The following is a 13,829-nucleotide window of genomic DNA, read 5'->3' as shown; positions in this document are numbered from 1 at the left end:
GCTAAATCTCGGCCTCCGAAAACACCTCGGCATAGCGCTCGATCTGGGCATCATTTTGTCCGCCGATCAGCAGGTATTCATAGCCATCGCGGCCCCAAGCGGCAGCGCTCATCCCTTCCATCCTCGACAGCTCGGGTTGCGCGCCGCGTCCCTTGTTCGAACGAATGATGCACAGGGCCAGCGGATCGCCATCGTCGGTCAGGAACGTGAGCTGGATCAACGGCTTGCCGTTGAAATTCAGCACCTGCGCGCGCTTATACTCGGCCCCCGGCAACGTATCGAGCTCTGCCGGTGTCAGCATCTTGCCAATAGCTGTGGCCACCCGGTCCAACTCGGCCTGCTGGGCGGCCTCATCCTGTTGAATGTGCGCCAGTGTTTGCGTGGAATAAAGCGCCTGGTAAGCCGCCACATATTCCAGCCAACCGGGCTGCGTCGCGCGGTTCAGATAAACCCCGGCCCCCAACCCAACCGCCAAGGCAAGGCTGGCCACCAGCGCCAAGGACGCCGAGCTGTGACCGCGGGACACAGCCGGTTCCGGCAAGACAGGCGCGGGCCGGTCCTGCGTCAGCAATGCAGCGAACCCATCAGTGATGGCCTGTTTGTCGATTTCCAACGCATCAAGCCGCTGCCGCAGCGCTACATCCTCTTGCAACGCGGCACGGATTTCGGCCACCGGCGCGTGCGCGTCTTCGCCGTCCAGGTAGGCGACAAGCTCTTCGTCGGTGAAGGTTCTATCTGCCATGGCGCGTGCCTTTTTGGTGTTCGAACATATGGCTGATCGTGGCCCTTGCACTGGCCAGACGGCTCATGACGGTGCCGATGGGGATATCCAATATCTCGGCCGCCTCTCGGTAAGCATAGCCCTCGACATAGACCAGGACCACTGTGGCACGTTGTGCCTCGGGCAGGCGGAGGATGGCCACCATGACCTCGCGGTTCAACACCGCCGCCTCGGGCCCAGGTTTGAGGTCCATCAGATCGGCATCCTCGATCGCCACCAATCCACCGCCAGCACGCACCGCATTTTTGCGCAGTTCGCTGACCCACAGATTGTGAGCGATGCGGAACATCCACTTGGCCAGATCCGTGTCCGCCTGAAAACGGTCCGCTTGTTCGATCGCCCGCAGACAGGTGGCCTGCGCCAAATCATCTGCCCCTTCGGGTTTGCCGGTCAAGGTCAGGCTGTAACGCCAAAGGCGAGGAAAGATGGCCGCGACTCCATTACGCACAATGTCATGCGATGTCTGCCGCCGCCAAAACTTCATGCCTCACCCTGCTCCGCTACTCTTCGCTTTCTGCCACCAGATAAGCGATCAGATCGTCGATCTGCTGTTCCTTTTTCAGCCCCGCAAAGGACATCTTGTTGCCCGGCACCAGCTCCTTGGGCTTGGTCAGAAACGCCTTGAGCGTTTCGGCATCCCAGGTCAGCCCCGCCTCGAGCAGTGCGGGCGAATACTTGAACCCTTCGACCTGGCCCGCCGGTGCATCCACGATCCCATACAGCGTTGGACCCACCTTGTTCTTGCCCTCTTTGACCGTGTGGCAGGCCTTGCATTTCTTGAACACCTTCTTGCCCGCCTTGGCATCGCCTTCGGCCCAGGCACCCGTGTTCAGGACGCTCAGAACCAGCGCCGCCCCAATGATCAATCGTTTCATGCCCTCGCCCCTTGTCTGGCTCGTTTGCTGGAGTGCGGCACGGCGACACGCATAACGCGTGTCACCGCTCGCACACAAAACACACACTCGTTACTCACCCAAAACGTTACTTTTCAAACACCATGCGCACAGTGACCGGGGTTACCCGGGTGATGCCCGGCAGCTTGGCCAATTGCATCAGCGTGTCGATGCCTGCGTCGAAGCCCAGATCCGCCGTCGACAACATGATCATGTTGGCCGTTGTCACCAGAACGCGATCTTCCGTCAGGCGTGCAACCAGCAACTCGGCCTCGATTTCCGCCTCCAGACCGCCCAGTGACAACACCCCCTCGAAATCGGTCAGAGTGGTTTCGCCTACAGCCAAGTCGTTGAACTCGTCCATGTCCACTTCGCCCGCCAGCGTGGCCTTGGCATCAGCGGCCTGGAACACATGCTCGATCATCCGTTCATTGCGGATGTCAATATAGGTCTCAACCGAACCAAGGTTTATCGAAACCGCCAACTCCCCCGCCTCGCTGACGGTGCCGCTGACGTCTTCGAAATGGTGTACCTCGCCCACGGTGTCCTTCTTGATCGAGCCGAACCCCACGCCGGACTGATCCGGGACCGAGGCCCAATTGGCATGACCACCCGCATAAGCAAAAGTGGCCAGGGTTGTCATCAGGGTCGCCACAGTGGCAAGGCAGGTCAGGTGTTTCACGGGACGTTTCCTCCGAATGTGTCCGGCGCAGGTCGCGCTCTGATTGGAAAACGCTCCGGGACCCAACTTTATTCAGAAGAAAAATCAGAAATCTTTCAAATCATTGAAATCTAAAGAAACTACCCAACTGGGTCAGATGACCGATAGGCCTTTGGCGTCACCCCGGTCCAGGATCGAAAGGCCCGGACAAAGGCGCTGGCTTCACTGAATCCGGTCTTGTTGGCAATGTCCTCGACTGAGGCTTCGGTGGTGGTGAGCAGACGCACCGCCATGTCCCGCCGAACCTGTTTGCGAATATCGGAATAATCCGCCCCATCGCGCTTGAGCCTGCGCCGCAACGTGTAGCTGGGGATGTTCAAGGCGCGCGAGACCTCTTCCATATCCGCCAACCGCCCTTCGGCAGCCAATATGCCGTCTACAGTCACCGATACCTCAAGCGCCAAACCAGCTGTCCCGGTCATTGGCAAAAAGGCGTCAAGCGGCGTGCGCCGCGCATAGGCGATCGCCTGCACCTCGGTGCGGATCAGCGGCAATTTCATCAAGCTTGCAGGCACGGCCAACCCGCTGCTGCTTTGGTTGAATTGAACCGGCGCACGCAGAAACATCGCCCGATAGGCGGCGACATGGTCAGGCGGAGCATAGTCAAACCAGGCACGATTGATGGCGCCCTTGTTGCCTGCCAGCCAAACAAGCATGCGATGAACCAGCACCAGGATCATCTCGACCGCCAAGGCGTTCAACACCAAACGACCCGGAATGCGCCGCATCTCAAGTATGGCGTCAGCACGCTCTACGCGAAACTCATAGAGAAAGGAATTGTCCATCAGATCCATGAACTGGATGGCCCGCGCATAGGCATCACCCAACGTTGCGGCGTGGCTCAGATGCGCCGCCATCATGGCTGTCACGCCAATCCGCTGTGGCCGTTCCTGCAACCCGCCCAACTCGTCGTCCAGGGACAGGGTCACCGTGCGCACAAGACGCACGAAATCGGGCGGCGTCAGCGGAGCCACCCGGGTGCCAAGCCCGGCGCGCGATAGGATTGCGGCAGGCTCCAAGCCCCGACGCCGGGCCCCGTCGAGCATGTTCGATGCAAAAGCGGCTGGAATGCGATTGGCCATAGCCTGTTAGATAATGTCAATTTTTCTGCACATCCAGATCATTGCCGCCTTAGGCGGCGCCTGTCACGCTACGTTCCAAACCCAGATAGGAGATCACAGATGGCAACTGCTGCCTACATCTACGACGCCCTGCGCACACCCCGCTCGCGTGGCAAATCCAGCGGCACCCTGCACGAGGTCAAGCCCGTGCAATTGGCCGCAGGCCTGTTGCGTGAAATGCAAAGCCGCCACGATTTGGACACCAGCCAAGTGGGCGATGTTATCCTGGGCTGTGTAACGCCCATCAGCGATCAAGGCTCATGTGTGGCCAAAGCCGCAGTCCAGACTGCACAGTGGGACGAGGCCGTGCCAGGCGTCCAGCTAGACCGGTTCTGCGCGTCCGGTTTGGAAGCGGTGAACATGGCCGCGGCGAAGGTCGGCTCAGACCAAGAGGACTTGGTGGTCGCCGGTGGCATCGAATCCATGAGCCGCGTGCCCATGGGGTCAAACGGGGGCGCTATGTTCGGGGATCCTGACATCATCCACGATCAACTGGGCGTGCCGCAGGGTATTGGCGCGGACCTGATTGCCACCATCGACGGCTACAGCCGCGAGGATGTGGACGCCTATGCCATGGAAAGCCAGCGTCGCGCGGCCCATGCCCGCGACAGTGGCTGGTTCGACAAATCCGTGGTTCCGGTCAAGGACGAAGGCGGGCTGACCATTCTGGAACGCGATGACTTCATCAAACCCGGCACCGACATGCAAAAGCTGGGCGCGCTGAACCCATCCTTTGCCGGTATGGGCAGCTACGGCTTCGACGACATGGCCCTGTCGAAATATCCCCAAGTCAGCCGCATCAACCATGTACACACACCCGGCAACAGCTCTGGCATTGTTGACGGCTCGGCTGCGGTGCTGATCGGTTCGGAACAGGCGGGCAAAGACCTCGGCCTTGAACCGCGCGGGCGTGTTGTCTCAGCCACGGTCATCTCGACCGACCCCGTGATCATGCTGGCAGGTCCCGGACCAGCGGCTCAAAAGTGCCTCGACCGTGCAGGCCTGACTGTGGACGATATCGACCTCTGGGAGATCAACGAGGCCTTCGCCTCGGTCGCCATGCGCTACATGAAGGATCTGGGCATCGACCACGAAATCACCAACGTCAACGGCGGCTCCATCGCCATGGGCCACCCACTGGGGGCCACGGGTGGCATGCTGGTTTCAACCATGCTGGACGAGCTTGAGCGCCGCGGCGCCAAACGCGCCATGATCTCGCTCTGTGTCGGTGGTGGCATGGGCATCTCGACCCTGATCGAGCGCGTGTAAGGAAGGATCGGACATATGGCATTTGCATACGACAAGGACGCGGACGGCATCGTTACCATCACCATGGACATGGACGGCCCCGTCAACGCGATGAACGATCAGTTCTGGCCGCTCTTCAAAGGCGCGATGGACCAGATCGAGGCCGAGGATGACCTGAAAGGTGTGATCTGGACCTCAGCCAAGGACACTTTCTTTGCCGGCGGCGATCTGAACATGCTCAAGGGCATCACCCCCGACACCGTGGGCGAGCTATTTGAACAGGTCGAGGCAACCAAGGCTGTCATGCGCCGAATGGAGAAACTCCCTGTTCCCATGGTTGCCGCCATCAACGGTGCGGCCCTGGGGGGTGGGTACGAGATCTGTCTGGCCTGCAACCATCGCATCGCAGCCGACAACCCCAAAACCAAGATCGGCCTGCCCGAGGTTACCCTGGGTCTGCTGCCCGGAGGCGGCGGCGTTGTGCGCCTGACCTACCTGCTGGGGCTTGAGGGCGCGATGCCCTTCCTGCTTGAAGGGCGACAGCTGAACCCGCAAAAGGCGCTCAAGGCGGGTCTCATTCATGAGGTTGTGGCACCCGATCAGCTATTGGCCAGCGCAAAGGCGCACATCCTGTCGGTGCAAGGCGACGAAACCGCCGTCACCCAGCCCTGGGACACCAAGGGTTACAAGATCCCCGGCGGTCCTTCGACCTCGCCCAAAAACGCGCCGCGCATTGCCGGTGCCACGGCAATGCTGTTCAAGAAAACCCGCGGCCTGATGCCAGCGCCCGTGCGCATCCTCGACATCATGACCGAGGCGGCAGGCAAGATCGATTTCGACACCGCGCAGCGGTATGAAAGCCGCCGCTTTGCCTCGCTGACACCGCTGGCGCCCACCAAGAACATGATCGAGACGCTGTTTTTTGGCATGAACAAGGTCAACGGCGGCGCTTCACGCCCTAAGGACATCCCACGCACAAAGATCGAACGCCTGGGCATTCTGGGCGCAGGCATGATGGGTCAGGGTATTACCTATTCGGCGGCCATGGCGGGCATTCCGGTCGTACTCAAGGATATGAGCATGGAAGCCGCCGAGCGTGGCAAAGCCTATACCGAAAAGCTGCTGAACAAGCGCGTCGACAAGGGCCGGATGACCGCAGAGCAGCGCGACGCGGTGCTGGCGCTGATCACCCCGACGGACAAGACCGAAGACGTGAAGGGCTGCGACCTGATCATCGAAGCGGTGTTCGAAAAGATCGACGTCAAGAATGCTGTTCTGGCCGAGCATGAAGAGCTGTTGGCTGAGGGCGGTTTCTGGGGGTCCAACACCTCGACCCTGCCAATCACCCGTCTGGCTAGCGAGTCGAGAAAACCCGAGAATTTCGTCGGCCTGCATTTCTTCTCTCCCGTCGACAAGATGCCCCTGCTGGAAATCATCGCCGGTGATCAGACCTCGGACGAGACGCTGGCGCGTGCGTTCGACTTTGCACGCCAGATCAAAAAGACGCCGATCATCGTGGGCGATAAAACCGGCTTCTATACGTCACGCACCATCGGCACCAAGATCCTTGAGGCGGTGCAACTGGTGGCCGAAGGGCAGGATCCGGTCCGCGTCGACAACCTGTCGCGGCTGATCGGTATGCCAACAGGGATGCTGTCGCTGCTGGATGAAGTACAGTTGAAACTGATCAACGACATCTACAACACGCAAGTTGACATGGGCCTGCAGGACCCCGCTGATGAACCGACGCCCGAGGCCCGCAACATGGTGTCCGAGCTGGTCAGCCAGCACGACCGCCAGGGCCGCGCCACTGGCAAAGGGTTCTACGACTACACCTCTGACGGCAAGGTCATCTGGCCCGGGCTTGTAGCCTGGCGCAAGGAAGGCACGGACCTGCCCGATCAGGACATCCAGGATCGCATCCTGTTCCGCGCGGTGCTGGAAACCTTACGCTGTCTGGAAGAGGGCGTCTTGCGCTCGGTCGCGGACGGCAACGTGGGTTCGATCCTGGGCATTGGCGCACCGGTCCACACCGGCGGTTACATCCAGTTCGTAAACACCTACGGCCTGGACCGCTTCGTTGCACGCTGCGAAGAACTGGCCGCAAAATTCGGCGACCGCTTCGACCCGCCTGCGCTGCTCAAACAGCATGCCTCTGAGCAGAAGCTGTTTGCCTAAATCGCTTTGCCGGGCCGTCGTTCAGGCGGCCTGGTGCCCCAAAGCCTGATCCAACAAGACTTGGGCTGCCGCCTTTGCATCGCGTGCAGGCGCGCCGCTGTTGATCAGAACCGAGGACACGATCGCCCCCTCTTTCAAGAGCAACATCTGACTGCCCAGACAGTCCGGGTCTTTGGCCCCCGCCGCCTTGGCCAGCCCGGTCAGATGCTCCAGCAAGATCTGCTTGTGGCGCGCGGCCTGCTGATGGATCGGGTGATCCGCCTCCTGAAACTCGGAACAGGCCTTGATGAACATGCAGCCGCGATAGTTGTCCTCTTCAAACCACTCGGCCAGCGCATCAAAGCCCGCGATCAGCTGCCCTTCAGGCGTGTCCGCCATCTCGGCCACGCGGTTCAGAAACCACTCTCGAAAATTCCGGTCGCGCAGTTCCAGTGCCGCCAGGATCAAGTCGTCCTTTGTGCGGAAATGCTTGTACATCGACGTCTTGGAGACCCCGGTTTCCACCACCAGCTTGTCCATGCCCGTGGCATGAAACCCATCACGGTAAAACACCTCCAAAGCCTTGGAGACCAACTCGTCTTTCTTGTTCGGGCGCATGGCTCGTCCTTGACATGAACTGATCTGTACATAGTCCGCCGGTCGCCCTGCTGCAACGATGGGGGCCGCAGATGACGATTTTCACACCCTTTCGTGTCCCCCAAGGGGCGTCAGATCACAAAACCGTACCGGCCTTGCAATAAAGTTTACCGATCTGTACATATTAAGACAAGAGTTACCGATCTGTACACCCAAAGGAGGTCCAACATGCCCTGCCCCAAGAAAGCAAAGCTCCACCCGTTCAACCCTGCCCTGCTGGCCGTTGTGCTGCTGGTGGCAACCCTCACCTAAAGGTTCACCCCATGACCCGCCCCCCTCTCCCCCCGTTTGACCGCGAAACCGCGATCCAAAAGGTGCGCCTGGCCGAAGATGGCTGGAACAGCCGCAACCCCGATCTGGTCACGCCCGCCTATACCGACGACAGCCGCTGGCGAAATAGACATGAATTCGCGATGGGGCACGCGCAAATCCACGCCTTCCTGACGCGGAAGTGGAAAAAAGAGCTGGAGTATCGTCTGATCAAAGAGCTTTGGGCCTTTGACGCCAATCGGATTGCGGTACGCTATGCGTATGAATGGCGCGACGCGGATGGCAATTGGAGCCGCTCGTACGGCAACGAGAACTGGGAGTTTGCCGCCGACGGGCGCATGGCGCATCGGCATGCCTCGATCAACGATCTGCCGATTCGTGCCGAAGACCGCCTGTTTCACTGGCCTCTTGGCCGCCGCCCCGACGATCACCCAGGCCTGAGCGATCTGGGCCTCTAGGAGACACCAAATGCCCCGCGCCTTTAATCAGTTGATGTTCACCCCTGCCGTGCTGGCCCATCAAGAACGCCTGGGGTCGGCTAAGGCCTATGCGAAGTTCCTGACGGATGGTCCGCAAAGCGGCCATCTGATCGGCCCGGCCGAAAAGGCGTTCATCGAGGCGCGCGATGGATTCTATCAATCCACCGTGTCCGAAACCGGTTGGCCCTATGTGCAGTATCGCGGCGGACCCGTGGGGTTCCTCAAAGTGCTGGGGGAAAGCACACTTGGCTATGCGGATCTGAGCGGCAACCGCCAATACATCTCGCGTGGGAACCTGGATGGCAACGACCGAGTGGCGATGATACTGATGGATTACGCCAACCAGCGCCGGTTGAAAATTCTGGGCCGGGTGAGCTTTACCGAAGGCGAACAAGCGGCCGCGAGCCTGTTTATCGAAGGGTCCGAAACCCAACCTGAACGCGCCGCAATCATCAAGGTCGAGGCGCTGGATTGGAACTGCCCGGCCCACATCATGCCCCGCTATACCGAAGCCGAGTTGCGCCCGCATTTGAACCAGCTTGGGTTGGAGATTGCGCAATTGAAGGCGGAGAATGAGCGGTTGAAGGCAGAGTTGGCGGGCAAGTAGACTAGACCCGTTCCACCATCACCTCGATCCCCGCCGCGCAGTAGTCAATCAACTGATCCACCCGTGCCTCTGCCGCACCGGGGCTGAGCGCCTCGATCCGCCAGCCGGTGTTCAGAAACGCCAGCATCGCTGAGACTGAATAGACCTGACCGGCGGCAATCGACTGCCGGTCTGCTTGCGGATAGAGCCGCGCGATCTCATCAATGAACTGCCCGGCCGTCGGGTCAAAACACTCTGCCGCAATCGCACGCCATCGCGGATCAACCGAGACATGGGCGACCAACCGGCCATAGGCCATCCACTGCGGCCCGCCCGTCCGGGCCAGCGCCACATACGGACGGATGAAACAGTCCAGAACCACACGCAGCGTCAGATCACCCTGCGCCCGCGCGGCATCCAGTGCTTCGAGCCTAATCCGCGACAGCTCATCCGCGCGGCGCGCCACAGTCTGGTGAAACAGCTCTTCTTTGCCGCCGCCGTGGTGATGCACCAGCCCCACCTGAACACCCGCCTCGGCCGCGATGTCCCGGATCGAGGCGCCATCGAATCCCCGCGCCGCAAACACCTGCTCTGCCGCATCCAGAATCCGTGCTTTGGTTTGCAGCGACCGCGCCGAGGGCGCCCTTTTGCGTTGTTTTTCCATGCAAATCCCCTGGTTGCAGAAACATATTGCCTTATTTTGAACGATCGTTCAAGTTAAGCTTCAGATTTTGAGGAGGTCCCATGTCGGAAACGCGCGCTGCTTACGCCCTGATCGGGGCGGGCCCGATGGGGCTTGCCATGGCCAAGGTGCTCAAGGAACAAGGCATCCCCTTTCGCGGGTTCGAGCTGCATTCGGACGTCGGTGGCCTGTGGGACATCGATGGGCCCAAATCGACCATGTACGAGACGGCGCATCTGATCTCGTCCAAGACCATGACAGAGTTCACGGATTTCCCGATGGACGAGGGCGTGGCCGAGTACCCTTCGCACCGCGATTTGCGTAACTATTTCCGCGACTTCGCCGATCATTTCGGCCTGCGAGACCACTATACTTTCAACGCCGAGGTGTTGGAAACTGAGCCACTGGGGGGACCGAGTGACGGGTGGCGCGTCACCTGGCGGGACGTCGATGGCGATCATACGGCCGAGTTTGCGGGCGTCATGATCGCCAACGGCACCCTTTCGGAACCCAACATACCGGAGTTCCCGGGGCAGTTTGACGGCGAGCTGATCCACTCCTCGGCCTATCGACACCCCAGCCAGTTCGATGGCAAGCGTGTTCTGATTGTCGGGGCCGGCAACTCGGGCTGTGATATCGCTGTGGATGCGATCCACCATGCAAACCTGTGTGACCTGTCGATGCGACGCGGGTATTACTTCGTACCCAAATACGTGTTCGGCAAACCCGCTGACACCATGGGCGGGCTGATCAAGCTACCCATGTGGCTGAAACGGCGTATCGACGGCATGATCCTGAAATGGTTTGTGGGCGATCCACAGAAATACGGTTTTCCCAAACCCGACTATCAGCTCTACGAAAGCCACCCGGTGGTAAACTCGCTGGTGCTTTACCACGCAGGCCACGGTGATCTGCGTATTCGCGCCGATATCGAGCGGATGGCAGGCAAGACGGTGCACTTCCGCGATGGCACCTCGGACGACTATGACATGATCCTGGCCGCCACCGGGTACAAGCTGCACTATCCCTTCATCGACCGTGACCTGCTGAATTGGCAGGGGGATGCGCCCCATCTGTACCTGAACGCAATGCACCCCGAGCGGGACGACCTGTTTGTCTTGGGCATGGTCGAAGCCAGCGGATTGGGCTGGCAGGGCCGCCACGAACAGGCCGAAATGATCGTGCGCTACATCAAGGGGCTGCAAGCAGGCTGCCCGGTGGCCGCATCGCTGAAATCCGAGAAATCAAATGGCTTCGAACGCGCCACGGGCGGCATGAACTATCTGCAACTCGCGCGAATGGCCTATTACGTGGACAAAGCCACCTATCGCAACGCTGTCACTGGCTGGATCGCCAAGCTGAGCAAAGGGGCGCAGGCATGACCGGTATCGATGACGTCACACTGAACTTCTCGCCCGGATCGCTGACCCTGCTGAACGCGATCCTGGCGGTGGTCATGTTTTCGATCGCCATCGACCTGAAGCCAAACGATTTCAGCCGACTGCGACGGTCCCCCAAACCGCTGTTGGTGGGGCTGTTCTCGCAGTTCGTCGTGCTGCCGGTGCTGACCTTTGGCCTGGTGGTGCTGACCGATCCGCGCCCGTCAATTGCCTTGGGATTGATCCTGGTGGCGGCCTGTCCCGGGGGTAACATTTCGAATTTCATCACCCATCGGGCGGGCGGCAACGCGGCGCTTTCGGTTTCGATGACCGCCTTTGCCACCGTCGGTGCGATCCTGCTGACCCCCATCAACATCGCGCTGTGGGGCGGGCTGTATGAGCCAACGCGCGCAATCCTGCAGGAAACGCAAATCGACCCGGTTCAGATCGCCATCACAGTGGGGTTGATGCTGATCCTGCCGCTGGTTTTGGGTGTTCAACTGAACCTGCACCGCCCCTCACTGACAGCTCGGCTGCGCAGACCGCTGCAGTATCTGTCCATGGGGATTTTCATCGCTTTCATCGTTCTAGCTCTGGCGGCCAACTGGGGATTTTTTCTGGCCTTCGCCGGGGCAGTGGCAGGGCTTGTCATCGTGCACAACGCCCTGGCTTTGGGGGGCGGGTACGCTGTGGCCACTCTGGCGCGCCTGTCCCCTTTTAATCGCCGCGCCGTGACCATTGAAACTGGAATCCAGAACTCGGGCCTTGGCCTGGTCCTGATCTTTGCCTTTTTCAACGGGCTTGGCGGCATGGCTGTCGTCGCCGCGTTCTGGGGCATCTGGCACGCGATCACGGGGTTGGGTCTGGCGGCCCTCATGTCCCGGACCGAGGCGGACAAATGACCCGCATCCTTGTGACTGGTGCCGCCGGAATGGTTGGCCGTGCTCTGTTGTCCGAAGTCCGAGATCATCAGCTCTTTGCCACCGACCTGGCCCCGCCGGATCCGCTCCCGGAGGGCATCAGCTTTGCCCGGATGGATGTAACGGGGAGCGACCCCGAGCGGGTGATCGCCAAGGTGCAGCCGGATGTTGTGGTGCATCTCGCCTCGATCGTGACGCCGCCCAAGGGTACAGGGCGCGACTTCGCCTACAACGTCGATGTGACCGGCACCCGCAACGTGCTGGACGCCTGTATCAAGCATGGCGTGCGGCGGTTGGTGGTGACGTCTTCGGGCGCGGCCTATGGCTATCACGCCGATAATCCGGTGCCCTTGCAGGAAAGCGATCCGGTGCGCGGCAACCCCGAGTTTCCCTATTCCGATCACAAGCGCCAGGTCGAAGAGATGCTGGCCGAGGCACGCAAAACCGCACCGCAGTTGGAGCAGGTCATCCTGCGCGTAGGCACAGTTCTGGGTGCGGGAACGGAAAATCAGATCACCGCGCTTTTTCATAAAAACCGCCTGTTGGCGATCCGGGGCAGCGAGAGCCCCTTTGTGTTCATCTGGACGCGCGATCTGGTCCGCATCATCGCGCGCGCCGCGACCGATGGGCCAACCGGTATCTACAACGTGGCAGGTGACGGCGCGATGGGTGTCACCGACCTGGCGCGCGCCTTGGGCAAACCGGTGCTGCGTTTGCCTGCATGGATACTCAAGGCCGCGCTGGCCGTGGCGCGGCCCCTAGGTCTGTCGCAATATGGACCCGAGCAGGTCCGGTTCCTGCAGTACCGCCCTGTTCTGGCCAATGACGCGCTGAAGGCGGACTTTGGCTATACCCCCGAAATGACCAGCGCCGAAGTGTTCGAGTTCTGGAGAAAGCAGGCCATCACATGAAAACAGCAGTGATTTCAGGGGGCGCAGGTGGTTTGGGACGCGCGTTGTCTGCGGCTTTGCAGGCCAATGGGTGGCAAGTCGTCCTTATTGATCTCGAGATCTCCGGGCTGGAGGCGTGCGAGACGCAGTTGCCGATGCAATGCGATTTGACCAATCCTGAGCAACTTGATGACACCATGGCCCAGATCACCGAGCGGTTTCCGCAGGTCGACCTCGCCATCTACAACGCGGGCATCACCCAGATTGGAGCTTTTGACGCCACGGATGACGTCAGCCATCGCAAAGTGTTCGAGATCAACTATTTCGCCGCTGTTGCCATGGCGCGCCACCTGCTGGCGCCGGTCCGCGCAGCCAAGGGCACGCATCTGGCGATCTCTTCCGTGGCCGGGTTCTCGCCCCTCTATCACCGAACCGCCTATGCCGCGTCAAAACATGCACTCGAAGGGTTCTTCAAATCGCTGAGATCCGAGGAAAAGAAACACGGCGTGCACACCCTGATCGCCGCGCCTTCGTTTGTGGCGACCAACATCGGCAACGATCAGCGCCAAGATGACGGCACCGCGCGACCCGGATCAGCCACCGATGGCATGGATTACATGACGCCTGAGGACGCAGCAGCCGAAATCCTGGCCGGATTGCGCAAGTCCCGCCCGATGATCCCTGTCGGACGCATCGCCCGTGCTGCGTGGTGGGTCAACAGACTGTCCCCGCGCCTGTTTCAGCGACTGATGGAACGACAGATCGACGGTCGACACTGATTGGACGGGGGCGCTCCCGCACCCGAGCGATCCTGGCTGCGCCAGCACCGCTAACGGCTTTGGGCCGGGCGCCTCGCCTTTGGCTCGGCGCGGTCCCGCTCGGGGCACTTGTTTTGCCCAAAGCGTCAAGCGCCGCGCGCAGCGCGGCGCGGCCCAACGGGAGGAGGGCATCTTTGATGCCTGATCGACAGGCGGGAGCCCCCCGGACACGCCGTGGCTGCCCGCAAAACTACAGATCGAAAGGCACCCCTTGACCTTCCCCTAAC

Annotated in this window: 15 protein-coding genes; 8 read left to right on the top strand and 7 right to left on the bottom strand. The window is 60.7% G+C overall.

Annotated elements, in window-relative coordinates:
• Position 1: 1 nt before the first annotated feature.
• From TRM7615_RS07540 to TRM7615_RS07520, 5 genes are all read right to left on the bottom strand, one after another.
• Positions 2-742: an anti-sigma factor gene (locus TRM7615_RS07540; RefSeq protein WP_108786288.1), complete on the bottom strand. Its 741-nt coding sequence runs from the start codon at positions 740-742 to the stop codon at positions 2-4.
• The gene (locus TRM7615_RS07535) at positions 732-1,265 is read right to left on the bottom strand and encodes an RNA polymerase sigma factor (RefSeq protein WP_108786287.1); all 534 of its coding nucleotides are present in this window, start codon (positions 1,263-1,265) and stop codon (positions 732-734) included. Before TRM7615_RS07535 ends, TRM7615_RS07540 begins: the two co-directional genes overlap by 11 nt.
• 16 nt (positions 1,266-1,281) lie before the next feature.
• On the bottom strand, positions 1,282-1,656 hold the full coding sequence (locus TRM7615_RS07530; protein ID WP_108786286.1) for a c-type cytochrome: 375 nt from the start codon (positions 1,654-1,656) through the stop codon (positions 1,282-1,284).
• Between the two features lie 106 nt (positions 1,657-1,762).
• Positions 1,763-2,356 carry a polyisoprenoid-binding protein gene (locus tag TRM7615_RS07525; RefSeq protein ID WP_108786285.1) on the bottom strand — a complete coding sequence of 198 codons (594 nt, stop codon included), beginning with the start codon at positions 2,354-2,356 and terminating at the stop codon, positions 1,763-1,765.
• A gap of 119 nt (positions 2,357-2,475) precedes the next feature.
• On the bottom strand, positions 2,476-3,477 hold the full coding sequence (locus tag TRM7615_RS07520) for an AraC family transcriptional regulator (RefSeq protein WP_108786284.1): 1,002 nt from the start codon (positions 3,475-3,477) through the stop codon (positions 2,476-2,478).
• Positions 3,478-3,576: 99 nt separating this feature from the next.
• Here TRM7615_RS07520 and TRM7615_RS07515 point away from each other — a divergent pair, with 99 nt between their 5' ends.
• Both TRM7615_RS07515 and TRM7615_RS07510 read left to right on the top strand, forming a co-directional pair.
• Positions 3,577-4,785, top strand: a complete 1,209-nt coding sequence (locus TRM7615_RS07515; RefSeq protein WP_108786283.1) for an acetyl-CoA C-acetyltransferase — start codon at positions 3,577-3,579, stop codon at positions 4,783-4,785.
• 15 nt (positions 4,786-4,800) lie between these two features.
• Positions 4,801-6,942: a 3-hydroxyacyl-CoA dehydrogenase NAD-binding domain-containing protein gene (locus TRM7615_RS07510; RefSeq protein WP_108786282.1), complete on the top strand. Its 2,142-nt coding sequence runs from the start codon at positions 4,801-4,803 to the stop codon at positions 6,940-6,942.
• Between the two features lie 21 nt (positions 6,943-6,963).
• Here TRM7615_RS07510 and TRM7615_RS07505 read toward each other — a convergent pair whose 3' ends face one another.
• Positions 6,964-7,539, bottom strand: coding sequence for a TetR/AcrR family transcriptional regulator (locus tag TRM7615_RS07505; protein WP_108786281.1), 576 nt, complete (start codon positions 7,537-7,539; stop codon positions 6,964-6,966).
• Positions 7,540-7,841: 302 nt separating this feature from the next.
• Here TRM7615_RS07505 and TRM7615_RS07500 point away from each other — a divergent pair, with 302 nt between their 5' ends.
• Both TRM7615_RS07500 and TRM7615_RS07495 read left to right on the top strand, forming a co-directional pair.
• Positions 7,842-8,306: a nuclear transport factor 2 family protein gene (locus TRM7615_RS07500; RefSeq protein ID WP_108786280.1), complete on the top strand. Its 465-nt coding sequence runs from the start codon at positions 7,842-7,844 to the stop codon at positions 8,304-8,306.
• A gap of 10 nt (positions 8,307-8,316) precedes the next feature.
• Positions 8,317-8,934 (top strand): pyridoxamine 5'-phosphate oxidase family protein, encoded by a 618-nt coding sequence (locus TRM7615_RS07495; protein ID WP_108786279.1) that lies wholly within the window; start codon positions 8,317-8,319, stop codon positions 8,932-8,934.
• A gap of 1 nt (position 8,935) precedes the next feature.
• On the opposite strand, the gene TRM7615_RS07490 is transcribed toward TRM7615_RS07495, so the two are convergent.
• The gene (locus tag TRM7615_RS07490; protein WP_108786278.1) at positions 8,936-9,577 is read right to left on the bottom strand and encodes a TetR/AcrR family transcriptional regulator; all 642 of its coding nucleotides are present in this window, start codon (positions 9,575-9,577) and stop codon (positions 8,936-8,938) included.
• Positions 9,578-9,657: 80 nt separating this feature from the next.
• On the opposite strand from TRM7615_RS07490, the gene TRM7615_RS07485 reads away from it, so the two are divergent.
• The 4 genes from TRM7615_RS07485 to TRM7615_RS07470 are packed head-to-tail and all read left to right on the top strand — an operon-like array spanning position 9,658 to position 13,563.
• On the top strand, positions 9,658-10,977 hold the full coding sequence (locus TRM7615_RS07485; protein ID WP_108786277.1) for a flavin-containing monooxygenase: 1,320 nt from the start codon (positions 9,658-9,660) through the stop codon (positions 10,975-10,977).
• Positions 10,974-11,876 (top strand): bile acid:sodium symporter family protein, encoded by a 903-nt coding sequence (locus TRM7615_RS07480; protein WP_108786276.1) that lies wholly within the window; start codon positions 10,974-10,976, stop codon positions 11,874-11,876. Before TRM7615_RS07485 ends, TRM7615_RS07480 begins: the two co-directional genes overlap by 4 nt.
• Complete coding sequence (locus TRM7615_RS07475; RefSeq protein WP_108786275.1) at positions 11,873-12,805, top strand: SDR family oxidoreductase; 933 nt, start codon at positions 11,873-11,875, stop codon at positions 12,803-12,805. The genes TRM7615_RS07480 and TRM7615_RS07475 overlap by 4 nt, the downstream gene beginning before the upstream one ends.
• Positions 12,802-13,563: an SDR family NAD(P)-dependent oxidoreductase gene (locus tag TRM7615_RS07470; protein ID WP_108786274.1), complete on the top strand. Its 762-nt coding sequence runs from the start codon at positions 12,802-12,804 to the stop codon at positions 13,561-13,563. Before TRM7615_RS07475 ends, TRM7615_RS07470 begins: the two co-directional genes overlap by 4 nt.
• Positions 13,564-13,829: the final 266 nt, after the last annotated feature.

The sequence above is a fragment of the Falsiruegeria mediterranea M17 genome (genome assembly GCF_900302455.1).
Lineage (GTDB): Bacteria > Pseudomonadota > Alphaproteobacteria > Rhodobacterales > Rhodobacteraceae > Falsiruegeria > Falsiruegeria mediterranea.
Note: the sequence above shows the minus strand (reverse complement) of the source record. Positions and strands in the feature narration are given on the sequence as shown.